The 25,783-nt window shown below is 67.5% G+C and carries 27 protein-coding genes and 1 riboswitch; of the genes, 10 read left to right on the forward strand and 17 right to left on the reverse strand.

Going from position 1 to position 25,783, the window contains the following annotated elements; all coding sequences use genetic code 11:
* Window positions 1–10: 10 nt before the first annotated feature.
* The 4 genes from LTA6_RS17250 to LTA6_RS17265 are packed head-to-tail and all read right to left on the reverse strand — an operon-like array spanning window position 11 to window position 2,536.
* A complete protein-coding gene (locus LTA6_RS17250) occupies window positions 11–442 on the reverse strand; it encodes an EF-Tu/IF-2/RF-3 family GTPase (protein ID WP_341975090.1) in 432 nt (143 codons plus the stop codon).
* 50 nt (window positions 443–492) lie between these two features.
* Window positions 493–1,254 carry an SDR family oxidoreductase gene (locus LTA6_RS17255; RefSeq protein ID WP_341975091.1) on the reverse strand — a complete coding sequence of 254 codons (762 nt, stop codon included), beginning with the start codon at window positions 1,252–1,254 and terminating at the stop codon, window positions 493–495.
* The gene (locus LTA6_RS17260; RefSeq protein WP_341975092.1) at window positions 1,254–1,730 is read right to left on the reverse strand and encodes a dihydrofolate reductase; all 477 of its coding nucleotides are present in this window, start codon (window positions 1,728–1,730) and stop codon (window positions 1,254–1,256) included. The genes LTA6_RS17255 and LTA6_RS17260 overlap by 1 nt, the downstream gene beginning before the upstream one ends.
* Entirely contained in the window at window positions 1,727–2,536 is an 810-nt protein-coding gene (locus tag LTA6_RS17265; RefSeq protein WP_341975093.1) for a thymidylate synthase, read from the reverse strand. The genes LTA6_RS17260 and LTA6_RS17265 overlap by 4 nt, the downstream gene beginning before the upstream one ends.
* A 107-nt stretch (window positions 2,537–2,643) precedes the next feature.
* On the opposite strand from LTA6_RS17265, the gene LTA6_RS17270 reads away from it, so the two are divergent.
* The 3 genes from LTA6_RS17270 (at window position 2,644) to LTA6_RS17280 (ending at window position 4,165) form a co-directional block, all read left to right on the forward strand.
* Complete coding sequence (locus LTA6_RS17270; protein WP_341975094.1) at window positions 2,644–3,057, forward strand: thioredoxin family protein; 414 nt, start codon at window positions 2,644–2,646, stop codon at window positions 3,055–3,057.
* 21 nt (window positions 3,058–3,078) lie between these two features.
* A complete protein-coding gene (locus LTA6_RS17275; protein ID WP_341975095.1) occupies window positions 3,079–3,657 on the forward strand; it encodes a DUF4395 domain-containing protein in 579 nt (192 codons plus the stop codon).
* 82 nt (window positions 3,658–3,739) lie between these two features.
* Window positions 3,740–4,165: an OsmC family peroxiredoxin gene (locus LTA6_RS17280; RefSeq protein WP_341975096.1), complete on the forward strand. Its 426-nt coding sequence runs from the start codon at window positions 3,740–3,742 to the stop codon at window positions 4,163–4,165.
* A gap of 1 nt (window position 4,166) precedes the next feature.
* Here LTA6_RS17280 and LTA6_RS17285 read toward each other — a convergent pair whose 3' ends face one another.
* From LTA6_RS17285 to LTA6_RS17310, 6 genes are all read right to left on the reverse strand, one after another.
* On the reverse strand, window positions 4,167–4,607 hold the full coding sequence (locus tag LTA6_RS17285) for a hypothetical protein (protein ID WP_341978448.1): 441 nt from the start codon (window positions 4,605–4,607) through the stop codon (window positions 4,167–4,169).
* Window positions 4,607–5,347: a 4-hydroxy-tetrahydrodipicolinate reductase gene (dapB, locus tag LTA6_RS17290; RefSeq protein ID WP_341975097.1), complete on the reverse strand. Its 741-nt coding sequence runs from the start codon at window positions 5,345–5,347 to the stop codon at window positions 4,607–4,609. The genes LTA6_RS17285 and dapB overlap by 1 nt, the downstream gene beginning before the upstream one ends.
* Window positions 5,348–5,415: 68 nt before the next feature.
* Window positions 5,416–6,018, reverse strand: coding sequence for a histidine phosphatase family protein (locus tag LTA6_RS17295; protein WP_341975098.1), 603 nt, complete (start codon window positions 6,016–6,018; stop codon window positions 5,416–5,418).
* A gap of 80 nt (window positions 6,019–6,098) precedes the next feature.
* Window positions 6,099–7,127 carry an aldo/keto reductase gene (locus LTA6_RS17300; protein WP_341975099.1) on the reverse strand — a complete coding sequence of 343 codons (1,029 nt, stop codon included), beginning with the start codon at window positions 7,125–7,127 and terminating at the stop codon, window positions 6,099–6,101.
* Between the two features lie 219 nt (window positions 7,128–7,346).
* Window positions 7,347–9,635, reverse strand: a complete 2,289-nt coding sequence (locus LTA6_RS17305; protein ID WP_341975100.1) for a polyribonucleotide nucleotidyltransferase — start codon at window positions 9,633–9,635, stop codon at window positions 7,347–7,349.
* A gap of 292 nt (window positions 9,636–9,927) precedes the next feature.
* Window positions 9,928–11,853, reverse strand: a complete 1,926-nt coding sequence (locus tag LTA6_RS17310) for a GDSL-type esterase/lipase family protein (RefSeq protein ID WP_341975101.1) — start codon at window positions 11,851–11,853, stop codon at window positions 9,928–9,930.
* 155 nt (window positions 11,854–12,008) lie between these two features.
* On the opposite strand from LTA6_RS17310, the gene LTA6_RS17315 reads away from it, so the two are divergent.
* Together LTA6_RS17315 and LTA6_RS17320 are read left to right on the forward strand one after the other, a co-directional pair.
* Window positions 12,009–12,593, forward strand: coding sequence for a VTT domain-containing protein (locus LTA6_RS17315; RefSeq protein ID WP_341975102.1), 585 nt, complete (start codon window positions 12,009–12,011; stop codon window positions 12,591–12,593).
* 39 nt (window positions 12,594–12,632) lie between these two features.
* A complete protein-coding gene (locus tag LTA6_RS17320; protein WP_102191886.1) occupies window positions 12,633–12,812 on the forward strand; it encodes a DUF5302 domain-containing protein in 180 nt (59 codons plus the stop codon).
* Window positions 12,813–12,880: 68 nt separating this feature from the next.
* Here LTA6_RS17320 and LTA6_RS17325 read toward each other — a convergent pair whose 3' ends face one another.
* Entirely contained in the window at window positions 12,881–14,320 is a 1,440-nt protein-coding gene (locus tag LTA6_RS17325) for a cation:dicarboxylate symporter family transporter (protein WP_341978450.1), read from the reverse strand.
* Between the two features lie 147 nt (window positions 14,321–14,467).
* Here LTA6_RS17325 and LTA6_RS17330 point away from each other — a divergent pair, with 147 nt between their 5' ends.
* The 3 genes from LTA6_RS17330 (at window position 14,468) to LTA6_RS17340 (ending at window position 17,066) form a co-directional block, all read left to right on the forward strand.
* Window positions 14,468–15,754: an ATP-binding protein gene (locus LTA6_RS17330; RefSeq protein WP_341975103.1), complete on the forward strand. Its 1,287-nt coding sequence runs from the start codon at window positions 14,468–14,470 to the stop codon at window positions 15,752–15,754.
* On the forward strand, window positions 15,751–16,452 hold the full coding sequence (locus LTA6_RS17335) for a response regulator (protein WP_341975104.1): 702 nt from the start codon (window positions 15,751–15,753) through the stop codon (window positions 16,450–16,452). Before LTA6_RS17330 ends, LTA6_RS17335 begins: the two co-directional genes overlap by 4 nt.
* A gap of 23 nt (window positions 16,453–16,475) precedes the next feature.
* Window positions 16,476–16,619: riboswitch (FMN riboswitch) on the forward strand.
* 12 nt (window positions 16,620–16,631) lie between these two features.
* A complete protein-coding gene (locus tag LTA6_RS17340) occupies window positions 16,632–17,066 on the forward strand; it encodes a 6,7-dimethyl-8-ribityllumazine synthase (RefSeq protein ID WP_341975105.1) in 435 nt (144 codons plus the stop codon).
* Window positions 17,067–17,109: 43 nt separating this feature from the next.
* Here the strand turns inward: LTA6_RS17340 and LTA6_RS17345 are convergent, their stop codons facing one another.
* The 3 genes from LTA6_RS17345 to LTA6_RS17355 form a co-directional block, all read right to left on the reverse strand.
* Window positions 17,110–17,859, reverse strand: coding sequence for an NAD(P)H-binding protein (locus LTA6_RS17345; protein WP_341975106.1), 750 nt, complete (start codon window positions 17,857–17,859; stop codon window positions 17,110–17,112).
* A 92-nt stretch (window positions 17,860–17,951) separates the two neighbouring features.
* Window positions 17,952–18,596: an FMN reductase gene (locus LTA6_RS17350; protein WP_341975107.1), complete on the reverse strand. Its 645-nt coding sequence runs from the start codon at window positions 18,594–18,596 to the stop codon at window positions 17,952–17,954.
* A complete protein-coding gene (locus LTA6_RS17355; RefSeq protein WP_407358324.1) occupies window positions 18,596–19,822 on the reverse strand; it encodes an LLM class flavin-dependent oxidoreductase in 1,227 nt (408 codons plus the stop codon). The genes LTA6_RS17350 and LTA6_RS17355 overlap by 1 nt, the downstream gene beginning before the upstream one ends.
* A 112-nt stretch (window positions 19,823–19,934) precedes the next feature.
* Between LTA6_RS17355 and LTA6_RS17360 the strand changes: the two genes are divergently transcribed.
* A complete protein-coding gene (locus LTA6_RS17360) occupies window positions 19,935–21,095 on the forward strand; it encodes an acyltransferase family protein (RefSeq protein WP_407358325.1) in 1,161 nt (386 codons plus the stop codon).
* Here LTA6_RS17360 and efeB read toward each other — a convergent pair.
* From efeB to efeU, 3 genes are read right to left on the reverse strand one after another with little or no spacing between them, the layout of a single operon-like run.
* Window positions 21,068–22,381, reverse strand: coding sequence for an iron uptake transporter deferrochelatase/peroxidase subunit (gene efeB / locus LTA6_RS17365; protein ID WP_407358326.1), 1,314 nt, complete (start codon window positions 22,379–22,381; stop codon window positions 21,068–21,070). The genes LTA6_RS17360 and efeB overlap by 28 nt on opposite strands.
* Window positions 22,382–22,395: 14 nt before the next feature.
* Window positions 22,396–23,628, reverse strand: a complete 1,233-nt coding sequence (gene efeO, locus LTA6_RS17370) for an iron uptake system protein EfeO (RefSeq protein WP_407358327.1) — start codon at window positions 23,626–23,628, stop codon at window positions 22,396–22,398.
* Window positions 23,625–24,572: an iron uptake transporter permease EfeU gene (gene efeU, locus LTA6_RS17375; RefSeq protein WP_407358328.1), complete on the reverse strand. Its 948-nt coding sequence runs from the start codon at window positions 24,570–24,572 to the stop codon at window positions 23,625–23,627. Before efeU ends, efeO begins: the two co-directional genes overlap by 4 nt.
* Window positions 24,573–24,698: 126 nt before the next feature.
* Between efeU and LTA6_RS17380 the strand changes: the two genes are divergently transcribed.
* A complete protein-coding gene (locus tag LTA6_RS17380; protein ID WP_341975113.1) occupies window positions 24,699–25,703 on the forward strand; it encodes a 2-oxoglutarate and iron-dependent oxygenase domain-containing protein in 1,005 nt (334 codons plus the stop codon).
* Window positions 25,704–25,783: the final 80 nt, after the last annotated feature.

Below are 25,783 nucleotides of genomic sequence, written 5' to 3' on the forward strand. Positions count from 1 at the left end.
CGGATGCCGCTCACCCAGACGGAACGACCCTGATCACGTCACCGCGCGCGACGCTGACCTTCCCGCTCAGCACAAGCCCGGCATTCACGCCCTCGGATGCTTCGCTCGACCGCTTGCCGAAGAGCTCTACGGCCGCGATGCGGGAAACCGCGTGCTCGGCGCCGCGGCGAAGGATGACGACGGTGTCGTCGACGCGGACGGTGCCAGCGGAGACTGTTCCGGTCGCGACGATTCCTCGGCCCGTGATCGTGAACACATCCTCGACCGCCAGTTCCCCTCCGGACGTGTATTGCGACGGGGAGAACACCGGACTCGCTGGTCTCGCCTCGACGGCGACGCCCTCCACCATGGCCGTCAGTCGAGCGGCCTCCGCCTCGTTGTAGCGGCGGAGAATCTCGCCGGCATCCTGTGGATCGCGCTTCTTCCCGAACAACCAGCCCATGCGGTCGATCCTAGGGAATGCCCCGCCTCGACCGCTCGCCCTGCTCGAGCTCAGAAGCGACCGCGGCGGCCGGCGCCGGCGAGCAACGACGCCGGGAGCACTCGGGTGAGGGCGACGATCGCCTTGTAGCGCCACGACGGCACCGACACCGATCGTCCGAGCGCAGCGTCGCGGAGCCCCTGTCGCACCACTGCTCGAGCATCCAGCCACATCCACGAGGGAACCCCCTCCTGGCCCGGCGGCAGCCCCATCTGCTCGTGGAACGAGGTGTGCGTGAAGCCAGGGCACAGCGCGGTGACGGTGACTCCGTCACGCGCGTATTCGACATTCGCCCAGCGGCTGAAGCCGACGAGCCATGCCTTGCATGCGGAATAGGTCGAACGCGGGATGAATGCGGCCACGGACGCCACGTTCACGATCCGACCTCCGCGACCACGCATTCCTTGCAGCGCGGCGTGCGTGAGGCGCATCGGCGCCTCGACGTGGAGACGCAGGTGACGCACTTCATCGGCGAGATCATTGTCGGCGAACCGCAACGACAGCCCGAAGCCAGCGTTGTTGATGAGCAGATCCACTGGCGCGTCGGCATCCGTCAGCAGCGATGCCACCCGCTCGAGCTCCGCCTCGTCAGTGAGATCGGCCGGCACCACTTCCACCGCGACACCGTGCGCACTGCGCAACTCGGAAGCCAGCGATTCCAGGTTCTCGGCCGAGCGTGCCACGAGGATCAGATCCGCCTGACGACGCGCGAGCTGACGGGCGAACTCCGCCCCGAGCCCTGCGCTCGCCCCGGTGATCAGTGCGGTGGGCATCAGCGCTCGTACCCCAGGAAGCGGTAGCGGACGCCGGTGCGGGAGGTCTGCCACTCCCCCTCGTCAACGAGTCGCCATCCGGCCTTCGATGGCGCGTACGCATCGCCGGCGACCTGGAGTTCGAGTTCGGTGACCTCAAGCCGATCGGCATCGCCGATCACCTGTCGGAAGATCTCGGCTCCACCGATGATCCACACACGATCCTGTCCGCGTACGGCCTCCGTGACGGTCGCCGCGCGACGCGCTCCGTCCGCTGCCCAATCCTGCTGGCGCGTGATCACGATGTTCTCCCGGCCGGCCAGCGGCCGGAAGCGCTCGGGCAGCGAATCCCAGGTCTTCCGCCCCATCACGACCGGGGCGCCGAGGGTGACCTCTTTGAAATGGGCGAGATCCTCCGGCACATGCCACGGCATACCGCCCTCGGCGCCGATGACCCCGCCGTCCGCCTCGGCCCAGACCAGGCCGACCCAGGTCATACGGCGACCGCCGCTCGGATCGGCGCGTGGTGCTGATAGTCCTCCACCACGAAGTCATCGAAGCGGTAGTCGGAGATCGACTCCGGGGTGCGGGCGAACCGCAGCTTCGGGTAGGGGTATGCGTCGCGGGTGAGCTGCTCGCGCACCTGATCGACGTGGTTGTCGTAGATGTGGCAGTCGCCGCCGGTCCAGACGAAGTCGCCGGGTTCGAGACCGACCTGCTGGGCGATCATCATCGTGAGCAGCGCGTAGGAGGCGATGTTGAACGGAACGCCGAGGAAGAGATCGGCGCTGCGCTGATACAGCTGGCAGGAGAGCTTGCCGTCGGCGACGTAGAACTGGAACAGTGCGTGGCACGGGGCGAGCGCCATGTCCGGGATATCGGCCGGGTTCCAGGCGGAGACGATCAGCCGACGCGAGTCCGGAGTGCGACGGATCTGCTCGATGACGTCGGAGAGCTGATCGATGCTCTCTCCGTCGGGCGTCGGCCATGAGCGCCATTGGACGCCGTAGACCGGGCCCAGGTCGCCGGAGGCATCCGCCCACTCATCCCAGATCGTGACGCCGTTCTCCTGCAGCCAGCGCACATTCGAATCGCCGCGGAGGAACCAGAGCAGTTCGTACGCGATTGACTTGAAATGCACGCGCTTCGTCGTGATCAGCGGGAACCCCTGCGCGAGGTCGAAGCGGATCTGCCGGCCGAAGACGCTCGTGGTCCCGGTGCCGGTGCGATCCGACTTGTGCGTGCCGGACTCCAGCACGTCGCGGAGCAGGTCTTCATACGGCGTCGGGACGGCTGCGCTCATGACTGCCACGATACCCGCACCCGTGTGGAGGAGGGGCACGGGGCGCGCGATCGTCATGGTCGGAAACAACGGCCCGCACCTGCCGATCCGCGTCGTACTCTCGATCCATGTCGCCGGAAATCGCACTCGCGGTCGCGGGAGCACTCCTCGTGCTCACCGTGCTCCTCGGTGTGGTGCTGCGCCGCCGCGAAGGACGACGGGTGGATGCAGGGGAACTGCGGTTGCACCCGGCCGACGTCTCCGAATCCGAGCGCGGCTCGAGGGCGACGCTCGTGCAGTTCAGCACCGAGATGTGCACGCGGTGCCCCCATGTGCGGCGGATGCTGCACAGCTATGCCGAGCACCACGACGGCCTCCGGCACGTCGAGGTGGACCTCACGCACCGCCCCGACCTGTCGGCGCGGTACAAGGTGCTGCAGACGCCGACCACGTTCCTCGTGGACGATGCCGGGCGCGTCCGCGCCCGTTTCCACGGCGTGCCGCACCGGCACGCACTCACCGAGGCCCTCGCCGCCGTCTGAGGCGCGCAGACAGGAGCAGAGATGACCACTCCCGCAGGCATCGACCCGCGCGGTCCGCGCTTCGCCGCGAGCGTCACGGCAGCATTGCTGCTTCTCGCGACATTCCTCGGACTGATCGGGATCTCGACCGCCAGAGGGCCGGCCGCGTTCGGCTGGTTCGCCTATCAACCGAACGCCGACGCCACGTTCGTACCCGGTGGCGACTGGGCGATCCAGGCGGCCGGCATCGGCCAGCGCGCCCTCGATCCAGGCTTCCTGCTCACCCTCGTGATCGCGCTCCTCTTCCTGTGGAGCGTCGTCTCCCCGACGACGGCGCCGTGGGGCGTGCTGTTCCGTCGCGCCATCCGCCCCCGTCTCTCGCCGCCGAGCGAGCTGGAGGACCCGCGTCCCCCACGGTTCGCGCAGGGCGTCGGCCTCTTCGTGGTCGGTATCGGGCTGGTTCTGCATCTGGCCGGGGTGCCCTGGGCACTGCCGATCGCCACAGCCGCAGCCTTCATCGCCGCATTCTTCAACGCCGCGTTCGCCTTCTGCCTCGGCTGCCAGATCTATCTGCTGCTGCAGCGCGCCGGAGTCGTCGGCCGCGCACCATCTGCCGCCTGAATCCGGTTCCCTCCCCTGTGCTCGCTCGATAGGCTGGCGAGACAGCGCTACCGCCCATGGGAGCGCGAGAACCGGAGGAATCATGCCCGTCACCAGTGAAGCCGCCGCCACCTGGACCGGATCTCTCTTCGAGGGGTCGGGCACCGTCGCGTTCTCGTCGTCGAAGCTCGGCACTTTCCCGATCGACTGGAAGGCCCGCAGCGAGGGCAGCGACACCACGACCACGCCGGAAGAGCTGATCGCCGCCGCACACGCGTCCTGCTTCAGCATGGCGTTCTCCAACATGCTGGCTGAGAACGGCACCCCGCCGGAGCGTCTCAACACCACGGCCTCCGTGACGTTCAAGCCGGGTACCGGGATCACCGGCAGTCACCTCAACGTGAACGCCGTGGTCGCCGGGATCACCCCGGAGAAGTTCCAGGAGCTTGCGAACGGCGCGAAGGCCGGTTGCCCGGTCTCTCAGGCACTCGCGGCGATCGAGATCACCCTCGAGGCGACTCTGGCCTGATCTACCGGGCGATCCGCTCCAAGCGGATCGCCGAGCGGATGCTGGCCCGGGCGTCCTTGCGATGCCCGGCAGCATCCTGCACCACGCCCAGACGGTAGCGGGCGCGCCATTCCTCCGGCGCAGCGTCCGCCTCGGCTGTGTAGCGGGCCAGCAGCGGCTCCGCATCCGCCCGAGCCACGCGACCACTGGGAGTGAGTTCCGTCTCCGCCTCCGGCATCCCGCCCTCGGCGTCGAGCGTCCGTCCGAGCCGGTCCGCGGCGAATCCGAACTGCATCTCACGGATCAGAGCCCAGGCGCCCAGTGGCGCCAGGACGACGAGCGCGATACCCATCCCGATAGACACCGGCGTTCCGACCGCGATGAACATCACCGCGAGCCAAACCGCGACCGCGAGGTAGAGCAGCAGGGCGGCGCCCATCAGGCCCACGCCGATGCGCGACATCACGAGCGGATGCCGATGTCGATCATGTTCTCCAGGCCCACCACGACGCCGGTGGCGTTCAGAGCGAACGGCACGGCGAGGCGGATGCCGGGCGCATAGGCCAGCGCCGGCTCGATCGTGTCATGCGTGAACGTCAGCGACTCCCCCGGGCCGGAGAGGATCACGTCCTGCTTGGCAACGACGCCCGGGCGCCTCAGCGAGTGGATGGGCACGGTGCCGACCTGCTGTCCACGGGCACGCTGGTCGGCATGCGGGGCGCTCACCGGCCCCTGCTCCGCGCGGGCTGCAGCGATGAGCTCAGCGGTTCGGACCGCGGTACCGCTGGGAGAGTCGATCTTCGTCTCCCGATGCGCCTCGACGATCTCGGCCGAGTCGAAGAACGGCGCAGCTGCGGCAGCGAGTGCCGACCCCAGCACCGAGCCGAGGGAGAAGTTCGGGATGAAGACAGCACCGGTGCCGGCGGCCTCCACGAGGGGACGGATCAGGGCGATCCGCTCCGACGACCAGCCGGAGGTCGCGACCAGCACGTTGATGCCGCGTTCGACCGACGCGCGGACGATGTCGATGCTCACCTGCGGGGTGGACGCATCGACGACAAGATCCGCACCGTCGAGCTCGGAGAGGTCACTCGCGGAAGTCAGGACACGGCTGACCTCGAAACCCTCGAGTTCGTCGATCACGCCGTTGATGATCGTGCCGAGCTTCCCTGTTCCGCCGACGAGTGCTACCTGCGTGGTCATGCGTCCAGTCTATTTCGCTGCATGCTTCGCCGTCCGCGCGGCGCGGCGGCATCGCACGAGTCTCTGAATCAGACCGGCATCGCGTCAGGGACACCGGTGCGCAGTTCGACCGGGAGATGACCGGTGTCGTTGTGGGTCAGCAGCGTCCACGGGCGCCCCTGCTTCTGCGCGATCACGGTGAGGCCACAATGTGCCTGGTTCAGCGTCATCCACCGCCACTCCGGCGTTCCCAACACCTCGCGCACGAACCACGAGATCACGAAGTTGTGGGTGATGAGCACCTCGTGGACTTCTCCGGTCTTGCGCACCAGGAACTCGTTCACCGCGTCGGCCATCTGCGCGCGACCCGCCTCGATCTCGGCCTCGGTGATCGACCCGAAGAACGGCTCGAAAGCCGCAGGGGTCTCCTCCGTCATGCCGGTGGGAACGCAGTCGAACAGCAGCGCCGTCGGCTCCGGGTCGACAGAGGGCAGCCGCGCGGCGATGGCTCTCGCCGTCTCGTTCGCCCGCAGCAACGGGGAATGCCATACGGCGTCGAGCGGGAGCCCGGAGAGCCGGTCGGCGATCAATTCCGCCTGACGCTGCCCCCGTGGCGAAAGAGGTCCATCGGTGAGGCCGTGCTCGGCATCCTGATGTTCACCATGTCTGACCAGATATATATAGTGCGTCACAACTCGCTCGCTTCGTCGCCCGCATTCGCTGGACGTCGTTCCACCATATGCCACGCATATGACAAGCGTGTGACGCGACGTCAGTTCCCGACGCGGTTGAGATCGGCGACCTGCGCGCGTGACAGGGTGACGCCCGCGCCTTGCATCAGCTCGTCGACATGGTCGGTCGCGAAGGTGTTCACGATGGGTGCGACGATCGTCCGCTGCGCGAGCAGCCAGGCGATCGAGACGGCGGCCACGGGCACGCCGAGGTCGCCCGCGACCTGGTCGAGCGCGCGCAGGATGCGGATACCGCGCCGATTCAGTTGTTCACGCAGCTGCTCTCCTCTGACCCCCTGCGATGTCATGCCCTTACGGCGGTGACGCCCGGAGAGGAAGCCGTGCTCGAGCGCGTGCGACGGGGTGACCGCGAGATTCTGCGCACCGGCGACGAGACGGAGGTCTCCTTCGAAGGGCTGGCGGCGCACCAGGTTGTATGGCGCGTCAATCACCTCGATGCGCGGGTAGCCCGCGGCGGCCAGGATGCGCGCCTCGACCAATCGCTCCGGCGCGAAACCGAAGGCGCCGATGGCGCCGATCTTTCCGGCATCCACGAGCCACTCCACGGTCGCGAGGGTGTCCTCGAGGTTCGTGGTCGCGTCGAGCGTCGCGTCGAGGTAGAGCACATCGATGCGCTCGACACCGAGCCGCGTGAGCGACCCCTCGACGGCCCGGACCAGGTTCACCGAGCCGAGGCCCGGATTGTCGGCGTGCGCGCCGATGCGCACGCTGAGGAGCGTGCGATCACGGTGGCCGCGCGATCGCAGCCACTGACCGATGATGTGCTCGCTGCGTCCGCCGGAGAAGCCGTCGGCCGTGTGGATGGCGTTGCCGCCGAACTCGATGTAGCGATCGAGGATGCCGTGGCTGGTCTCCAGATCGACGTTCCAGCCGAACTCCGCGGCGCCCAGCATCATCGGGAAAGTCTCGAAACCGGTCTCGCCCAGAGGGACGCGAATGGTCTCACCGATGCCCGGACCGACCACCGGAATCGGGGCCGAGGGATGTTCGGAGAGCTGCTCCGGTGCGCGCTCGGTGGAGGCTCCTGGGCCTGCACTGAACAACCGCATACTCTTCACCCCCGCGTCAGCCGGGTCTCACCCCGGCTTGCGTACTACCGAATGCACCCCCCGGTGCGTACTTCGAGGGTAAGCGAGATCGGCGAACGTCCCGTCCAATCCGGGGAACGGCGCGAAAACTTCCGATAACGGTTTGATCACATCAGATACGACGAAGACCCGGGTTTCGGCCGTTGCCGACCGAAACCCGGGTCTGTGGAACGTCAGTGCTTACTCGGCAGACGCCTCAGCCGGAGCATCCTCAGCAGGTGCAGCATCCGCCGCAGGAGCCTCGTCGATGACGGGCTCGAGGGACAGCTTGCCGCGGTCGTCGATCTTCGTGATCTTCACGAGGATCTTCTGACCGACCGAGAGGACGTCGTCGACGTTCTCCACACGCTTGCCACCGGCGAGCTTGCGCACCTCGGTGACGTGGAGCAGGCCATCCTTGCCCGGAAGCAGGGAGACGAACGCACCGAAGGTGGCGATCTTGACGACCGTACCCAGGAACTGCTCACCGATCTCGGGGTTGGTCGGGTTCGCGATCGCGTTGACCTGCGCACGCGCGGCCTCGGCCGACGGACCATCGGTCGCGCCGATGTAGACGGTGCCGTCCTCCTCGATGGAGATCTGCGCGCCGGTCTCGTCCTGGATCGCGTTGATCGTCTTGCCCTTCGGACCGATCAGCTCACCGATCTTGTCGACCGGGATCTGCACGCTGATGACGCGCGGCGCGGTGGGCGCCATCTCGTCAGGAGCGTCGATCGCGGAGTTCAGGACGTTGAGGATCGTCAGACGCGCATCGCGCGCCTGCGTCAGCGCACCGGCGAGAACAGACGTCGGGATGCCGTCGAGCTTCGTGTCGAGCTGGATGGCGGTGATGAACTCACCGGTACCCGCGACCTTGAAGTCCATGTCACCGAGAGCGTCTTCCGCACCCAGGATGTCGGTCAGCGCCGCGTAGCGGGTCTCACCGTCGACCTCGTCGGAGACGAGGCCCATGGCGATACCGGCGACGGGAGCGCGCAGCGGCACACCCGCGTTCAGCAGCGACAGAGTCGACGCGCAGACCGAGCCCATCGACGTCGAACCGTTGGAGCTGAGAGCCTCAGACACCTGACGGATCGCGTACGGGAACTCTTCGCGGCTGGGCAGCACCGGCACGAGGGCGCGCTCGGCGAGGAAGCCGTGCCCGATCTCGCGACGCTTCGGCGAACCGACTCGGCCGGTCTCACCGGTCGAGTAGGGCGGGAAGTTGTAGTGGTGCATGTAGCGCTTGCTCGTTGTCGGCGACAGCGAGTCGATCTGCTGCTCCATCTTGAGCATGTTCAGCGTGGTGACACCCATGATCTGGGTCTCGCCGCGCTGGAAGATCGCGGAGCCGTGCACGCGCGGGATGACCTGCACCTCGGCGTCGAGCGGACGGATGTCCGCCAGACCGCGGCCGTCGATGCGGACGCTCTCGGTGAGGATGCGCCCACGGACGATCTTCTTCGTGACCGACTTGTACGCGGCGGAGAACTCCAGCGGAGCCGCAGCAGGCAGGTTGCCGGCCTCGGTCGCCTCGATCAGCTCGGCGCGAACGCGGTCCTTGATCGCGTCATCCGCGTTCTGGCGCTCCTTCTTGTCGGCGATCTGGTAGACGCCGACCAGGTCGTCGTAGGAACGCTCGGCGACGAAGTTGTAGACCTCTTCGCTGTACGGCAGGAAGACCGGGTAGACACCCGGCTCCTTCGACGCCGTTGCCGCCAGTTCGGCCTGAGCCTTGACGAGCTGCGCGATGAACGGCTTCGAGGCCTCGAGGCCCTGAGCGACAATCTCTTCGTTCGGCTTGGTGGCGCCGGCCTTGATCAGGTTCCAGCTGCCCTCGGTGGCCTCAGCCTCGACCATCATGATCGCGACGTCTTCGGTGCCATCGGCCTTCGTGACGACGCGACCGGCGACGATCAGGTCGAACACGGCCTCGGAGACCTGTGCAGCGGTCGGGAACGCGACCCACTGATCGGCGTGCTCGCCCTGACCGGCGATGAACGCCAGACGAACGCCGGCGACGGGGCCGGAGAACGGCAGACCGGAGATCTGCGTCGATGCCGAAGCCGCGTTGATCGCGAGCGCGTCGTAGAACTCGCCCGGAGCGATCGAGAGAACCGTGATGACGATCTGGACCTCGTTGCGGAGGCCGTCGACGAACGACGGACGCAGCGGACGGTCGATCAGACGGCAGACCAGGATCGCCTCGGTGGAGGGACGGCCCTCACGGCGGAAGAACGAGCCGGGGATCTTGCCGGCTGCGTAGGAGCGCTCCTCGACGTCGACCGTCAGCGGGAAGAAGTCGAAGCCCTCGCGCGGGTGCTTGCCTGCGCTGGTGGCCGAGAGGAGCATGGTTTCGTCGTCGAGGTACGCGGCGACGGCGCCCTGAGCCTGCTGCGCGAGGCGGCCGGTCTCGAAGCGGATGGTGCGGGTGCCGAAGCGGCCGTTGTCGAGAACGGCCTCGGTGGCGGTGATTTCAGGACCTTCCAAGAGGTCTCTCCTTCTTTGTTTAGACTCGCGAGTCCGTGTGACGCGCGAGCGTGTTCGAGAAGGAGCGGAAACGGACAGATATGGGCGCGCGGGCAGTCCCGCGAATCTCGCCTGCGCTGGCCACCAGTAGAAAGCCACCCGACACCGTTTGCCGAGGAACCCACCACAGGGGACCAGCTTCTCCGCCGTCCGCTCCGTAAGTCGATATGAAGTTGGACGGCTGCCCGAAGGCAACCGCATCCACCCTACCAGCGGGATCCCGAGATCCTGCTGTCGGGCGCTGGCGGAGTGGTCAGCGCACGCCGACGCCCTCCCGCGCGGGCGAGCGGCCGAGATACACATAGTCGTCGTGCTTGGAGACCCGCCCGTCTCCGGCGGCGCGCCCGTGCAGCCGACGCCACACCCAGGGCAGCGCGTGGCGTCGCCACCACAGGCCGGTGCTGAGCGTCTCGTGCTCGTGCAGCACCGCGTCGAGCGCCCCGAGCGCGTCGGCGTGCGGGACTCCGAGCACCTCACCGGCTCGATAGGCGAGGAACCGGTGCCCACGGCTGCTGAGGTGCACGAGATCCTCGCCCCAGTTCGGCCGATCCCCCAACGACGGATGCAGGTCTGTATCGATGAGGATCGCACCGGTGCGCGCGGCGATCCCCGTGAGCAGGGTCGCGAAGGCGGCGAAGCGCGCGGTGTAGATCGAGGCGGCACGACGCCCCGGCAGGAACGGCGTCACCAGCACGACATCGGCGCCGATCGCGCGGAGTCTGGACACCGCGTCCTCGAGGCGTGCGGCGAGTGCAGTGATGTCGACGCGATACTTCACCAGATCGTTGGCACCGATCAGGATCGAGACGAGATCAGGGCGCAACTCGAGCGCGCGCTCGAGTTGGGAACCGCAGACGTCCGAGACCCGCTTCGATCGGATGGCGAGATTGGCGTAGTGCAGACCGCCGCGCGCCGCCAGCAGCAGGGCGAGGCGATCCGCCCATCCGCGCAACGCCCCGTCGGGCGCCGGATCGCACAAGCCCTCGGTCAGCGAATCACCGAGTGCGACGTAGCGCCGCCACCGTGTCGGTACGGCCGCCGTCGCCAGCTCCGGACGTACTCCGCGGCGAGCGCGAAGGCCGGTGTCCACTCGTCGCAATGCACGAGCCTCCTCGAAATGCCCGATCAACTGATCGCACACGCTCGCCCACGACCGCCCCTGCACGGCGATGCGGCCCGCTTCACCGAATGCCCGCCGCTTCCGCGCATCGCCGACGAGGTCAGTCACCCGCATCCGCAGATCATCGAGGTCTCCGGGGCGATACAGCCATCCGTCGATCCCCATGCGCACAAGGTCGAGCGGGCCGCCGCGGCCCGTCGCCACCACCGGGACACCGCTCGCGTGCGCTTCCTGGAGTGTCTGTCCGAAAGTCTCGCTCTCCCCCGGGTGCACGAAGACGTCGAACGACGCCATCGCTGCGGCGAGCGCATCGCCGTCGAGGTGGCCGAGGAAGCGGGCGTGCGGCAGAAGGCCTTCGAGCTGCGCTCGTGCCGGTCCGTCACCGACGATGACGAGGCGCACCCCGGGGATCCCCTGCAGCGCAGCGAGATCCTGCACCTGTTTCTCCGGAGCGAGCCGGCCGACGTAGCCGACGACCACTTCGGCATCCCATTGCGATCGCAGCGCGCCGGAGCGTCGGCTCGGCTGGAACCGTTCGGCATCGACGCCGCGCCCCCAGCGGCGCATGCGATCGATACCGAGCCGTTCCAGTTGCTGCGCGGACTCCCCCGATGGCACCAGGGTGAGCGTCGCCCGGCGATGCAGCCGCGCGATATGGGTCTGCGCGATGCCGGTGGTCGCCGCTATCCGATATCGCTCGGTGTACGCGGCGACGTCGGTCTGATACGCCGCCACGGACGCCACCTGGAGTCGCTCAGCGGCCAGGACACCGCGCCACCCGAGCGCGAACGGCGATGCCAGATGGACGACGTCCGGCTGGAAGCGGCGCAGCGAAGCGGCCACGCGGTGCGCGGGCGATGTGCCGACACGGACATTGCGGTACCCGGGCAGTGCGAGGCTCGGAATCGGCTCGATCTCCGCCCCGCTCACCTCAGTGGGGATGCCGGCGGCGACCGGCGCGATCACGTGGGCGTCGTGACCGGTGCGTTCGAGGTGCCGCAGGATCTGCAGCACCGAACCGGTGACGCCATTCATGTGGGGAAGGAAGGACTCTGTCACGATCGCGACTCTCACATCCTCAGGATGCGGGTGCCGCGCCGCCGAGACCGTCGGAATCGGCCCCCACCACCAGATGTTCACCGGATGCTGGAGCGCCGGTCACCGGCTATCCCCTCTTTGGTTCCCGTTCACCCGAAACCCGCACAGTTGACGATGTGCCGACCGATGCGCTCGCCGAACTGATGACCGGACCCTGGGCGCTCGCCCTGATGAGCGTCCTCGTTCTCGGCGATGCCTTCTTCGTCGTCATCCCCGGCGAGATCGCCGTCACCGCGCTCGGCGCCCTGTCCGTGACGAACGGAGCGCCGCCGTTGCCTGCGGTGATCGCCTGCGCCGCCGTCGCCGCCGCGCTCGGCGATGTCGCGTGCTATCTGATCGGACGTGCAGTCGGTACCGAGCGCTGGCGGTGGATGCGAGTGCCGCGCGTGCAGCAGGCTCTGGACTGGGCCAGGCGCCGCCTGGACTCCGGTACGGCAACGGTGCTCTTCACCGCGCGGTTCGTGCCGTTCGCCCGGCTGGCGATCAATCTCGTCGCGGGGGCGTCACGGATCCACCCACCGCGTTATCTGGCTCTCGTCGCGCTCGCCGCGACCGGCTGGGCCGTCTATCAGGCATCGGTCGGCGCAGCCGTCGCCGCGGTCATCCCCGGCGGGCCCCTCGTGGCGGTGCCCGCATCGATCGTCGTCGCCGTCGGAATCGGCCTCCTGATCGATGTGTTCGTCCGGCGGATGCGGAAGTGATCTCCCCTCCGGCCGCTGCGGTGACATAGGCTGACGAGCATGAGCACCGAAGAAAGCGCCTCCTCCTCTGAGGACATGAAGCGCAAGTTCAAGGAAGCGCTCGAGAAGAAGAACGCGCACCACCGGCAGGGCGAGGCTCACCTCGACGGCGATTCCGCCGTGCACGGTGGGCCCGCCGCCCCGCAGACGCGGCGCGAGTTCCGACGCAAGAGCGGTTGACCGCATGAAGGATGCGGGAGCAGGCGTCCGCCTGCTCCCGCATCCTTCACCACATCGGTGAGCGCTGCTCAGTTCCCAGAGACTCGCTGCCGCGCCCGCTGTTCCTTCGCCGCCATCTCCGCCAGTGCGGATTCGCTGAGTTCCTGTGTGCCCACGGCCTGACGCTCGTCCGACATACCGTGTTCGTCGACGCCGTCGAGCGACGACTCGTCGAACGGAATCTCTCCGCTCAGCACCTGCCGTACCCGATCACGGTCGATCTGCTTCGTCCACGTGCCGATGAGCAGCGTGGCGACCGCGTTGCCGGTGAAGTTCGTCAGCGCGCGCCCCTCGGACATGAAGCGGTCGATGCCGACGATCACTCCGACGCCGTCCACGAGGTCGGGTCGGTAGGCCTGGAGACCTCCGGCAAGAGTGGCAAGCCCCGCACCCGTGACGCCGGCTGCACCCTTGCTCGCGATGATCATGAACACCAGCAGGCCGATCTGCTCGCCGATCGACATCGGCTGGCCCATCCCGGTGGCGATGAAGAGCGAAGCCATCGTGAGGTAGATCGCCGTGCCGTCCAGGTTGAACGAGTACCCCGTGGGGACCGTGATTCCGACGACCGGCTTCGAGACCCCGATGTGCTCCATCTTCGCGATGAGTCGAGGAAGCGCCGACTCCGACGACGAGGTGCCGACGATCAGCAGGTACTCCCGCGCGAGGTACTTCATGAGGCTGAGGATGTTGACGCGCGTCACGACCCAGAGCAGGGTTCCGAGGACGACGGCGATGAAGAGGATGCAGGTGACGTAGAACGCCACCATGAGGATGCCGAGGCTCCAGATCGCCGCGATACCGGTCTTCCCGACGACGGCGGCGATGGCGCCGAAGGCGCCGAGGGGCGCCAGCCAGAGGATCATCCCGAGGATGCGGAACACCAGCTTCTGCAGGTTCTTCACCGCGTCCATGATCGGGGCGCCGCGATCGCCGAGTCCCTGCAGAGCGAAGCCGGCGAGCAGAGCGATGAACAGCACCTGGAGCACGCTCTCCCCCGTGAACGCGGAGAAGAAAGTGGTGGGGATGATGCCGAGGATGAACTCCTGAGTGGTCTTCGCCTCTCCCGTCACCGCCTCGTAACTGGAGGAGGTCATGTCGAGTCCTGCGCCGGGGTGGATGATGTTGCCCACCAGCAGGCCGATGGCGAGCGCGAAAGTCGACATCACCATGAAGTACAGCAGCGCGAGGCCGCCGATCTTCCCGACGGTCGCGGCCTTGGCGATCGAGCCGACCCCGACGACGATCGTGCAGAAGATGATCGGCGCGATCATCATCTTGATCAGCGCGACGAAGCCCTTGCCGATGGGCTCGAGGCTCTGGCCGACCTCGGGCCAGATGAGTCCCACCGCCGCGCCGAGCACGACGGCGATGATCACGGAGACGTACAGCCAGGTATGCCGATCCCAGGCCTGCTTGCCGCGCCGCGAGTTGTACCCGGGGAGAGAGAATCCCGTCGTGATGGCCATCGTGTCCTCCTTGAACATGAACTTCTTCGTCACATGACCGCCTGCGGCATCGCTGACGGTAGACAACAGCGTCACGGGCTTCACACAGAGACACCATTTGTGGTCGTATTGGTCACTACCGAACCGCCACGACCCGAAGGAGATGCGATGGCACGCGCCTTCGAGGCTCGCAGCGCCGCGTCTCGCGTGTTCATCGTCCTGCTTCTCGTCGGGGTGCTGGTGGGCGCCCTGGTGGCCGTTTTCCTGGTGATCGAGGCGCAGCGTGCGACGCACGCCGAGGCCGAACGCGTCACGAGTGCGACGGCCATCGCGATCGCGGAATCACCCGCCGCGATCGACGCGCTCGCCGCCGGGGACCTCGATGCGGCGACGCGCGCGCTCGAACCGTACGTCCTGGACGTGGCAGACACCGCCGGCCTCGACTTCATCACGGTGATGACGCCGGACGGGGTGCGCGTCACGCACCCGGACCCCGACCAGATCGGCGGTCAGTACCTGGGAACGATCCCCGCAGCCCCCGCGTCGCGCACGGAGGTGTTCACCGGCACCCTCGGACCCTCTGTGCGGACGATCGTGCCGATCCTGTCCCCGGAGGGCGGAGATCTGCTCGGCTGGGTCGCGGCCGGCGTGACCGTGGAAACGATCGCCGAGACCCTGGTGCGGCGCCTGCCGCTGTCGCTCGGCATCGCTGTGTCGGTGCTCGCGGTCGGAGTGATCGGTGCGTGGCTCGCCCGCCGCTTCACGCGGCGCATCGCCGGCGACCTCCCGCCCGGACAGCTGCGGGATGCCGTCTCGTCCTACGAGTCCATCCGGACGCTCGGTGAGGCGTTGCGCGCGCAGACCCATGAGCATGGCAATCGGATGCACACGGCCGTCGCGCTGCTGGAGCTCGGCCGCACCGAGGAAGCGATCGAGATCCTCACCGAGACGTCCCGTCAGAGCCAGTCCCTCGTCGACCAGGTCACCGCTCGCCGCCACGGCGACCCGGCCGTCGGCGCACTTCTGCTCGGCAAGGCGTCTCAGGCCAAGGAGCGGGGCATCGACTGGCGTGCGCAGATCGCGCCGGACGCCCCGCGTTCATCGCTCTCCACGGTCGACAGCGTCTCGGTGCTGGGCAACCTCATCGACAACGCCATGGATGCCGCCGCCGAGGCCTCCGATCGGTGGGTGGAGGTGTCCCTGAGTCGTACCGAAGAGGGCTCGTTGCTGATCGGAGTCTCCGACAGCGGCGCCGGAGTGCCCGAGGGTCTCCGCGACCAGATCTTCACCCACGGTTTCTCCACGAAACCGTCCGGCGTGCAGGGACGCGGCGTCGGACTCGCGCTCGTCCGATCGGTCGTCACGGAGGCGGGCGGGTCTGTGCGGATCACCGACGATCCGACCACGTTCCTGATCTCGCTGCCCGCCGCCTCGTCCGGACGGAGGAAGGCATGATCCGCACCCTGCTCGTCGACGACGATCTCCTGACCCTGGAACTTCACCGCGACTACATCGGACGCCTCGAGGGGTTCGCCGTGGTCGGCGAGTGCACAGGCGCCAGAGCGGCGCTGACGGCCGTGCTCGACCACTCGGCCGGCCGTCCGGTCGATCTCGTCCTCCTGGATATGACGATGCCGGACGGGTCAGGCCTGGACGTTCTCCGCACACTGCGTGCCCGCTCGGCCGCGGTGGACGTCATCGCCATCACCGGGGTGAGAGATGCCGAAGTCGTGCGTCAGATGGCGGCTCTCGGCGTCTTCCAGTACCTGGTGAAGCCCTTCACCTTCGCGACGTTCCGAGAGCGCCTCGAGCAGTATCGCGTCTACCGGACTCAGTCGCAGTCGACCGATGGAGAGGCGACTCAGGCCGAGATCGACGCTCTCCTCGGCGCAGCCAGGCCGACCGGATCGATCCCGATCCCGAAAGGCCTGTCCCCTGGTTCTCTGGAGAGCATCACTGCCGCGATGCGGTCCTCCGACGCGCTCTCGGCGAGTGAGGTCGGCGAGATGCTCGGCATGTCGCGCGTCGCGGCGCGACGCTACCTCGAGCACCTTGTCGCCGAGGGGACACTGGCACGCTCGGCACGCTACGGCGCCCGCGGGCGCCCGGAGACCGAGTACCGATGGAATCGGAGCAGTGGTCCGGCGCACTAGAACGGCACTGGTAATCTCGTGCCGTATGTCCTCAGGGCGGGGTGAGATTCCCCACCGGCGGTGACGCGGCTCGTCCGCGAAGCCCGCGAGCGGACTCCATGGTGGAGCCTGCAGACCTGGTGCGATTCCGGGGCCGACGGTCAGAGTCCGGATGGAAGAGGACGAAAGGAACGATCATCATGTCCAGAATCGCCATCGTCGCTGCCGAATGGCACGCAGAGATCGTGGAGCAGGCCGTTGCATCCTTCGGCGCTCGGCTCGCGTCGCTCGGCTTCGAAGACGTCCGGGTGATCCGCGTCCCCGGCGCTTTCGAGATACCCCTGCACGTGCAGCGGCTGGCTCGAAGCGGAGACTACGACGCCATCGCGACCTGCGCTCTCGTGGTGGACGGCGGCATCTACCGTCACGACTTCGTCGCGTCCGCGGTCGTCGACTCCCTGATGCGCGTGCAGCTGGAGACGGATGTCCCCGTGTTCTCGGGTGTCCTCACACCGCACAACTTTCATGAGCACCAGGAGCATCGGGACTACTTCGCCCGGCATTTCGACCTGAAGGGCCGCGAACTGGCGGATGCCGTCGCGAAGACCCTCGCGAGCCTGTCCTCGATCGGCTGACGCCGGCCGATCGATGCGGGCGGCTCACACACCGTCGCAGTGATCAGCGCTGCGGCTGCGAGGCGAGCCAGTCCGAGAACGTCACCGATCCCCGGTCGGCATCATCATCGGGAAGCAGACTGCCGTCTCGCATCGCACGTCCGAACGCGCCGGGAAGGGCGATCGCCGGCATCCACCCGGTGAGGCCGGTGTGGCGCGCCCACGACCTCATCATCTCGACGAGATCCTCCTCACGCGGGCCGGCGAGGTCGCGCGCGCGACCCGCCGGTGCCGCTTCAGCGAGGTCCACGAGCCGCTGCGCGACCTCGATGACCGAAACGGGCTGCGTGCGCATCCGCACCGCGAGATGCAGCGGCCCGACAGCGGCGCGTCGGTGCATCTGTGCCGCGAAGTCGTGGAACTGCGTCGCCCGCAGAATCGTCCAGGGCGTCTGGCCGGATTGCACGGCCTGTTCCTGCGCGAGCTTGCCTGCGTAGTACGCGTGGGGTGCACGATCGACGCCGACGATCGAGAGGGCCACGTGATGCCCGACCCCTGCGCGCTGTCCGGCGGCCAACAGCTTCGCCGTCGTGGCGGTGAAGAAATCCGTCGACGTCCTGGCGCTCTGCGTGACGACGCTGAGCGCGTCGACCACGACATCCGTGCCCTCGAGCGCCGCGTCGAGGCCCGACCCGCTGCGCACGTCGACGCGGTTGCCCCTGGTCAGCACACGGACGCGGTGGCCGCGTTGCTGCGCCACCCTCACGACCTCCGTGCCGATGATGCCCGTGCCGCCTGCGACTGCGATCTCCATGCGTCTCCGATCGATGTGGGTACTCGGTCCATTCTGAACCCGTACCGAGCATGATCTGTACCGAGCGCGTCAGGAAATCGCAGTCGACAGACTCACTCCCCTGCGAGACCGCCGAGCATGTGTCCGAACGAGCGACCTTCGCCGAGGTAGGTCGACGGATCGTAAGGATCCACGACCACGCTCGGCTGTCGACGTGCGATCGCGTCGGCGAGTTCTCGTGCACCCTTCTCGACGCGCTTCGCGAGCGGTGCGACGTCGTCGCCCGCGCCGCCCCAGTCGCTGGACGCCGCGAACACACCGGTCGAGACGGGCTCGGCGTGCAGATATGCGAACAGCGGACGGATCGCGTAGTCGATCGCGAGGGAATGACGTGCGGTCCCGGCATTCGCGCCGATCAGCACCGGCTTGCCGACGAGGGAGTCCGGATCGAGCACGTCGATGAACGACTTGAACAGGCCCGAGTAGCTCGTCGAGAAGATCGGCGTGACTGCGATCAGCGCATCCGCGGAGATCACGGTGTTGATCGCGGTCTCCAGTGCGGGCGGCGCGAAACCGGTGAGCATGTTGTTCGTGATGTCGTGCGCGTAATCGCGCAACTCGATCACGTCCACGCTCGCCTCGATGTTCTGAGCGGCGAGGGCCTTCAACGTCTCCGCGGCCAGCCGATCCGCCAGCATCCTGGTGGACGACGGGTTGGAGAGCCCCGCCGAGACGACGGCAATACGACGAGTGGTCATCAGGCGTCCTTCCGGCCGAGGCCGAACGCCGCACCGGCCGGCGCCGGGGTGTCCTGATAGGGCGAGTCGCCGGTGAGGTTGTCCCCGCGGTTCGCACCGGGGCGCGCCTGACGGGTCGGTCCGTCGCCGAACTCCGCCTTGACGCGGGCGGCATGGGTCGGAGCATCCGGAACGTTCGCCGGGCGGTCCTTCGCGAGCTCCTTGCGCAGCACCGGAACGACCTCGGATCCGAGGATGTCGAGCTGCTCGAGCACCGTCTTCAGCGGGAGGCCCGCGTGGTCGATGAGGAACAGCTGCCGCTGGTAGTCGCCATAGTGCTCGCGCATCGCGGCGTAACGGTCGATGACCTGCTGCGGCGACCCCACCGTCAGCGGAGTCATCTCGGTGAAGTCCTCCATGCTCGGGCCGTGACCGTACACCGGCGCATTGTCGAAGAACGGCCGGAACTGGTTCACCGCATCCTGAGATTTCGCACTCATGAACACCTGGCCGCCGAGGCCGACGATCGCCTGTTCTGGCGTTCCATGGCCGTAGTGCGCGTAGCGCTGACGGTAGAGCTCGATGAGGCGCTGGTAATGCTCCTTCGGCCAGAAGATGTTGTTGGCGAAGAAGCCGTCACCGTAGTACGCGGCCTGCTCTGCGATCTCCGGGGTGCGGATGGATCCGTGCCAGACGAACGGCGCGATGCCGTCGAGCGGACGCGGGGTCGACGTGAAGCCCTGGAGCGAGGTACGGAACTTGCCCTCCCAATCCACGACGTCCTCACGCCACAGCTTGTGCAGCAGCGCGTAGTTCTCGATGGCGAGCGGAAGGCCCTGGCGGATGTCCTGACCGAACCAGGGGTACACCGGGCCGGTGTTCCCGCGGCCGAGCATGAGATCCATCCTGCCGTCGGAGACGTGCTGCAGCATCGAGTACTCTTCCGCGATGCGCACCGGGTCATTCGTCGTGATGAGCGTCGTCGACGTGGAGACGATGAGCCGCTCGGTCTGCGCCGCGAGTGCAGCGAGGAACGTCGAAGGGCTGGACGACCAGAACGGCGGGTTGTGATGCTCACCGATGGCGAAGACGTCGAGACCCACATCTTCGCTGTGCTTGGCGATGGCCATCGTGGCCTTGATCCGCTCCTGCTCGCTCGGCGTCACGCCGGTCACGGGGTCGCGGGTGATGTCGCTGACCGACATGATGCCGAACTGCATCGCGTGTGCGCCCGACTGCTCGCTCATGATTACTCCATCTTTCCCGAAGCGGATGACTCGGCATCCGTTTCTATTCACTTGAATGTATCTGTGACAACGCGATCCTGGCAACTTTATTCCCGGGCGGTAGCCTCGAAGGATGAGCAGCGCTGACGCAGACTCCGGTCGTCCGATCACCGGATCGATCCAGAAGCCGCGACGCCGGGTGCCTTTCTGGGACAACGCCCGCTACGCCTGCATCGTTCTCGTGGTTCTCGGCCATGCCGTCCAACGGCTGATCTACGACTCGGACATCGCTTTCGCGTTCTACCTCACGTTGTACGCATTCCACATGCCGGCATTCGCGATCATCTCCGGATACTTCTCCAAGTCCACGTCTCCGACCAAGACCCAGATGGCCAGGGTGATCACGGACATCCTCGTGCCCTACCTCATCTTCGAATTGCTCTGGACCCTCACGAAGTGGCTCGTCGAGGGGCAGGCCGACCCGAACATCACGCAGCCTTCCTGGACGCTGTGGTTCCTGCTCGCGCTGGGGATCTTCCGCCTGGTCCTCCCCTATCTCGCGCTCCTGCGCTGGCCGTTGGTGTGGACGGTCGCCATCTCGATCGGCGTCGGGTACCTGCCCAATGTCGACAGCACCTTCTCGCTCTCGCGCACCCTCGGCCTCCTTCCCTTCTTCGCCTTCGGCTGGTGGCTGCGCGAGCACGACATCGTGGCCAGGATGCGGCTGCTGGATTTCCGCCCCTGGTGGGTGCGTGTCGCCGCAGTCGCCGTGCTCGCTGCGACCGGCTGGGCGGCGTGGACGTGGCTTCCGCTCTGGCAGACGATCGACCTGCGGCACTGGCTCTTCTACGAGGACTCGTACGCGGATCTCGGCGGCGAGCAGTGGTGGGCCGGTGGCCTGCGCATCGCGCTGATGCTCCTCGCCGTCGTCCTCAGCGCGGCGTTCTTCGCCCTGATTCCGCGCGGAACACACTGGTGGACGCCGTTCGGGCAGTACACGATGTACGTCTTCCTGCTGCACTCCTTCGTGCTGTACCCGTTCCGCGAAACCGGGATCCTGCGCGACCTCGACCCGACCTGGATCTGGTTGCCGGTGGTCGCACTCCTCTCGGTGCTGATCGCCCTGGCCCTCGCCACGAGACCGGTGCGGTGGCTGTTCCGGCCTCTCGTGGAGCCGCGCCCCACATGGCTCTTCTCGGATCCGCGGCTCGCCTCGCGCGAGGGACGCCGAAACGACCCGACCGGTTCCCGTCGCCCTGCTCCGCCTCAGTCGAAGAGCTCGGCTCCGACGTAGGATCCCGGTTTCGCGCCGGCTGGGACGGCCCAGATCCCCGAGCCGACGTGTCGGATGTACTCGTTCAGCACGTCTGTCGACAGTCGCCGCTGGAGCGACACGAACTGCGACGGATCCCGCTGGTAGGAGAGGAAGAACAGCCCCGCGTCGAGCCGGCCGAGGTTGTTGTTCCCGTCGACGTAGTTGTAGCCGCGGCGAAGGATGCGGATGCCGTCGTTCTGCTCAGGATGAGCGAGCCGGACGTGGCTGTTCGCGTCGATCGCCGTTCCGCTGAAGTCGGGCGCGGTGAACTCGCCTCCGCCGGACAGCGGTGCTCCTGCGCCCTTGTCGCGGCCGATGATGGAGTGCTGCTCGGCGAGTCGAACCCGGTCCCACGTCTCGATCAGCATCGCGATCTTCCGGGCGACGAGATACGAACCACCGGCCATCCAGGCGGGTTCGTCAGATTCGGCGACCCAGACGTGATCCTCGAGCGCCGCAGCGTCATCCGCGAGGATGTTCGCCGTGCCGTCCTTGAAGCCGAAGAGATTGCGGGGTGTCGCCTGCGCCGACGTCGTGCGCGAGGTCTTGCCGAAGCCGAGCTGCGACCAGCGCAACCGCGCCCGCCCGAAGGCGATACGGCTGAGGTTGCGGATCGCGTGCACGGCCACCTGCGGGTCGTCGGCACACGCTTGGATGCAGAGATCGCCGTTCGACAGCTCGGGGTCGAGGTCGTCACCGAGGAACGGCGGCAACTTCTCAAGAGTCGCCGGGCGCTGGGCGGCGATGCCGTAGCGATCGCCGTCCGCGTTCTCGAACAGACCCGGGCCGAAGCCGAAGGTGATGGTCAGCCCGGCCGCGGGCAGCCCCAGCGCCTCGCCGGTATCCTCAGGCGGCTGCTCGGCGGGACCGCCGACCGCACCCGTGGCGCTGACCTCGAGACCCTGCGTCATCCTCGATGCCGCATAGGTCCAGTCCTGCAGCAGCGACTTGAGGTCGTCGCTGTCGCTTCGCGGCATCATGTCGAACGCCGCGAAATGCAGGTGGTCCTGCACCGGCGTGGTGATGCCCGCCTGATGCGCGCCGAAGAAGTCGAACGCGCTCTGCGCATCGGCGCTCTCCCGCGCGCGTCCGAGGGCGACTCCGCCGGCGAGACCCGCCCCCGTTCCGATCGCAAGACCGGCGACGCCCCCGCCGATCGCGAGGCCGAGCAGGCCGCGCCTGCTCAGGCCCGAGGGTGCGGATGCTGCGGTGTCGTCGCCGACGGAGGCCGGCACCGCCGCCGCATCCGCTTCTGACTCAGTCATGGGGGTATCCCGGATCAGGACAGCACCGTGCCGGTCAGCTGCGACAGCGGCTCGGCGAGGGCGTTGATCAGATCGGTGAACTGGCGCTTGTCGGCGTCGGTGAGTTCGGCGTACCCGACGAAGCCCTCCGCCAGCGAGCCGTGGGCTGCGAGCGCCGCTTCGAGCTGCGCGTAGCCGGCCTCGATCTTCTCGACCAGCGCCGCACCGTCGTCGCCCTGCGCGGCGGCGAAGTCCTGCACCAGCGAGAACGCCATCTTGGACCCCTCGACGTTCGCCGCGAAGTCGTAGAGGTCGGTGCCGGACCACCAGTCCTCCTCGCCCGAGATCTTTCCCGTCGCGACCTCGTCGAGCAGCGCGATCGCGCCGTTCGAGATTCCTGCGATGCCCTGATCATCCAGCGCGGTGGTGAAGTCGTCGGAGTGGACGTAGGAGAAGAGCTCCTGCACGTCGGCGAGAAGCAGGTCACCGAACTCGGAGCGCTGCTCCGGAGTCGACGGCGTCCAATCCTGCCACGCCGGTGTCTCTCCATCGGCGTTCAGCGCGTCCTGCGCCGGCACCCACAGGTCCTTCTCGATGCGGTGGAAGCCGGTCCAATCGAGCTCCTCCGCGACCGCGTCCACCTCGCGGTAGTCGATTCGCGGGTCGAGGTCGCCGAGCGCCTCAGCGACGGGCTCGATGCGCTCGTAGAACGCGCGGGTCTGCGGGAAGAGTGCGCGTGCGGTCTCATCGTCGCCGGCCACGTAGGCGGCGACGAAATCCTCGACCGTGGGCACGAGCTGCCCGACCTGGTCCTTGACGAACGCCGCGTAGAGGTCGACCGCCTGCTGCTTCAGCTCGGCATCCGGTCCGTCGACGGCGACGCGGTCCCCGGTGACGGTGAACGACGCCTTGCCGACGCCCTCCCCGATCATGCCGGGCTTGCAGAGGGTGAAGTACTCCCCCGGCTGCGCGACGACGGTGAGCGTACGGGATGCCGACGGTGCGATGTTCTCGACCTCGCCGACGATACGCAGGCCGTCCTCGGCGAGCAGGTAGAACTCCGAGATCTTGCTGCTGTCGTTGGAGACCTCGAAGGTCAGGGTGCCGCTCTTCGCCGTCGCCGCGGAGACCGCGCACTCACCATCGGTGGAGGACACCGTGAAGGCTGCTGCGGCATCGACGTCGCTCTTCGCGACGCATCCGCTCAGAACGAGCGCTCCGGCGCCGGCGACCGCGAGTGCACCGATGATTCGGCGTGAAGAGATCATGCTGCTCCTTGTTGTGAAAGATGAAGGGTCTCGTCCTGGCGTGGTTCCGCCACCGGACGCGAGCGGGATGGACGCCGCCCGCGGAGACCACGAATGTAGAAGAATCCGACGATGCCGACGTAGAGCGCCCAGGCGATGACCTGCAGCCAGGTCATCGCGGGCATGAACCCGACCGTCGCCTGCAGGATCGCAGCCCATGCGCTGTCAGGTGCGATGGTCGAAGCGACATCGAAAGACCAGCCGAACGGGATCGCCGACCACCCGACGGCGACCGCTCCCGTCGTCGGATCCAGCGGCGCGATGGCCGTGAAGGGACCGGGAAGTGCGCCGGCCTCCTGCAGATCCATCACAGCGTAGGCGAGGACTCCCGCGGCGACGATGACCAGGAATCCGCCGGTCCAGGAGAAGAACCGGCGCAGGTCCAGTCGCACGGCGCCGCGCGTGATCAACCAACCGGCGATGACCGCGGTGGCGAGGCCGAGCAGCGCACCGAGCAATGCTGTCGGTGCGTCTCCGAAAGACTGCACCATGGACCACAGCAACAGCGTCGTCTCGATGCCCTCCCTCGCGACCGAGACGAAGCCGATCGCAATGAGAGCCCACAGGCCGCCCCGGGTGAGGGCGCGGTCGATGCCGCCCTCGAGCGTCGCCTTCATGGTGCGGCCGGCGCGCTGCATCCAGAAGATCATCCAGGTGACCATGCCGACGGCGAGCAGCGAGAGACCTCCGCCGACGAGCTCCTGGGCCTCGAACGTCAGTGCGTAGTCGCCGAAGGTGAGCACGGCACCGATCCCGAGCGCCAGGGCGACGGCGAGGCCGATGCCGATCCACAACCGCGGGAGCGCATCGGCGCGGCCGAGTCGACGGAGGTAGGCGATGAGGATGCCGACGACGAGCGCGGCTTCCAAGCCTTCGCGAAGGCCGATCAGGAATGTGGCGAGCACGGAAAGGATGACTCTCAGTCTATGAACAGAGGTAAGGCATCCCTTACCTCTGAGACTTTATCACCCTGCCGGTAACGCGACGCAACACTGTTCGCGGCATCCCCCAACCGGATCTAACCTCGGGTCATGTCTGAACTCTCGCTCCCCATCCTCGACCTGTCCCAGCTCGACGAAGGCCCGGAAGCGGCCGCCCGCTTCCGTCAGGATCTGCGGACAGCGACCCATGACGTCGGCTTCTTCTATCTCACGGGTACCGGCATCTCCCCCGAGCTGGAGACACGACTGCACCGCGCAGCGCTCGACTTCTTCGCCCTCCCGGAATCCGAGAAGCTCGCGATCGAGAACGTGAAGAGCCCCCACTTCCGCGGCTACACCCGTATCGGCGGCGAGCGCACGCAGGGGAAGGTCGATTGGCGCGAACAGATCGACATCGGCTCAGAGCGCGAGCCCGTCAGCGACGGACCCGCGTTCAACCGGCTGATCGGGCCGAACCTCTGGCCGGCGGCGCAGCCCGAGCTGCGCGAGATCGTCGACGAATGGCACGAGACTCTCTCCGAAGTCGCCCGCAAACTTCTCCGAGCCTGGGCACTCGCTCTGGGAGCTGCGGAGTCGTACTTCGACGAGCACTTCGGCGAACCCTCCACCCTCATCAAGATCGTGCGCTACCCCGGAACCGAGGCGCCCGAACCGCGGCAGGGCGTCGGCGCGCACAAGGACTCGGGCGTGCTGACCCTGCTCTGGGTCGAGCCGGGCAAGGGCGGGCTCCAGGTCGAGCGCGATGGCACCTGGGTGGATGCGCCGCCCGTTCCCGGCGCGTTCGTGGTGAACATCGGGGAGCTGCTCGAATACGCCACCGGCGGCTATCTCAAGGCGACGAACCATCGGGTCGTCTCGCCCCAGGCACCGGATGAGCGCATCTCGATCCCGTTCTTCTTCAACCCGGCGCTGGATCAGCGTCTCCCACTCATCGAGCTGCCGGCCGACCTCGCCGCGGACGCGAACGGGGTCACCCAGGATCCGAGCAACCCCATCCACTCGCTCTACGGCGAGAACGCCCTGAAGTCGCGCCTGCGTGCGCATCCGGACGTTGCGGCCATCCACCACGCGGATCTCGTCGGCGTGGTGTCCTGACCCACTGGCGGAACTCTTCGGCCAACGGCACGAGGTCGCTCGCCCTTTCGCTCGGCCGACGGGGTGCGGCAATAGAGTGA

Origin of the sequence: Microbacterium sp. LTA6 (genome assembly GCF_045690355.1) — a bacterium.
Lineage (GTDB): Bacteria > Actinomycetota > Actinomycetes > Actinomycetales > Microbacteriaceae > Microbacterium.

Bases quoted from the DNA above. Each gene is read 5' to 3' on its own strand.
- dapB (WP_341975097.1), bottom strand. From the start codon at position 5,347: ATGACCACGCAGGTAGCACTCGTCGGCGGAACAGGGAAGCTCGGCACG.
- LTA6_RS17355 (WP_407358324.1), bottom strand. From the start codon at position 19,822: ATGAGCGAGCAGTCGGGCGCACACGCGATGCAGTTCGGCATCATGTCG.
- LTA6_RS17340 (WP_341975105.1), top strand. From the start codon at position 16,632: ATGTCCAGAATCGCCATCGTCGCTGCCGAATGGCACGCAGAGATCGTG.
- LTA6_RS17350 (WP_341975107.1), bottom strand. From the start codon at position 18,596: ATGACCACTCGTCGTATTGCCGTCGTCTCGGCGGGGCTCTCCAACCCG.
- efeO (WP_407358327.1), bottom strand. From the start codon at position 23,628: ATGATCTCTTCACGCCGAATCATCGGTGCACTCGCGGTCGCCGGCGCC.
- LTA6_RS17265 (WP_341975093.1), bottom strand. From the start codon at position 2,536: ATGAGCGCAGCCGTCCCGACGCCGTATGAAGACCTGCTCCGCGACGTG.
- efeB (WP_407358326.1), bottom strand. From the start codon at position 22,381: ATGACTGAGTCAGAAGCGGATGCGGCGGCGGTGCCGGCCTCCGTCGGC.
- LTA6_RS17280 (WP_341975096.1), top strand. From the start codon at position 3,740: ATGCCCGTCACCAGTGAAGCCGCCGCCACCTGGACCGGATCTCTCTTC.
- LTA6_RS17380 (WP_341975113.1), top strand. From the start codon at position 24,699: ATGTCTGAACTCTCGCTCCCCATCCTCGACCTGTCCCAGCTCGACGAA.
- LTA6_RS17335 (WP_341975104.1), top strand. From the start codon at position 15,751: ATGATCCGCACCCTGCTCGTCGACGACGATCTCCTGACCCTGGAACTT.
- LTA6_RS17250 (WP_341975090.1), bottom strand. From the start codon at position 442: ATGGGCTGGTTGTTCGGGAAGAAGCGCGATCCACAGGATGCCGGCGAG.
- LTA6_RS17255 (WP_341975091.1), bottom strand. From the start codon at position 1,254: ATGCCCACCGCACTGATCACCGGGGCGAGCGCAGGGCTCGGGGCGGAG.
- LTA6_RS17275 (WP_341975095.1), top strand. From the start codon at position 3,079: ATGACCACTCCCGCAGGCATCGACCCGCGCGGTCCGCGCTTCGCCGCG.
- LTA6_RS17320 (WP_102191886.1), top strand. From the start codon at position 12,633: ATGAGCACCGAAGAAAGCGCCTCCTCCTCTGAGGACATGAAGCGCAAG.
- LTA6_RS17260 (WP_341975092.1), bottom strand. From the start codon at position 1,730: ATGACCTGGGTCGGCCTGGTCTGGGCCGAGGCGGACGGCGGGGTCATC.
- LTA6_RS17330 (WP_341975103.1), top strand. From the start codon at position 14,468: ATGGCACGCGCCTTCGAGGCTCGCAGCGCCGCGTCTCGCGTGTTCATC.
- LTA6_RS17285 (WP_341978448.1), bottom strand. From the start codon at position 4,607: ATGTCGCGCATCGGCGTGGGCCTGATGGGCGCCGCCCTGCTGCTCTAC.
- LTA6_RS17360 (WP_407358325.1), top strand. From the start codon at position 19,935: ATGAGCAGCGCTGACGCAGACTCCGGTCGTCCGATCACCGGATCGATC.
- LTA6_RS17300 (WP_341975099.1), bottom strand. From the start codon at position 7,127: ATGCGGTTGTTCAGTGCAGGCCCAGGAGCCTCCACCGAGCGCGCACCG.
- LTA6_RS17270 (WP_341975094.1), top strand. From the start codon at position 2,644: ATGTCGCCGGAAATCGCACTCGCGGTCGCGGGAGCACTCCTCGTGCTC.
- LTA6_RS17345 (WP_341975106.1), bottom strand. From the start codon at position 17,859: ATGGAGATCGCAGTCGCAGGCGGCACGGGCATCATCGGCACGGAGGTC.
- LTA6_RS17325 (WP_341978450.1), bottom strand. From the start codon at position 14,320: ATGGCCATCACGACGGGATTCTCTCTCCCCGGGTACAACTCGCGGCGC.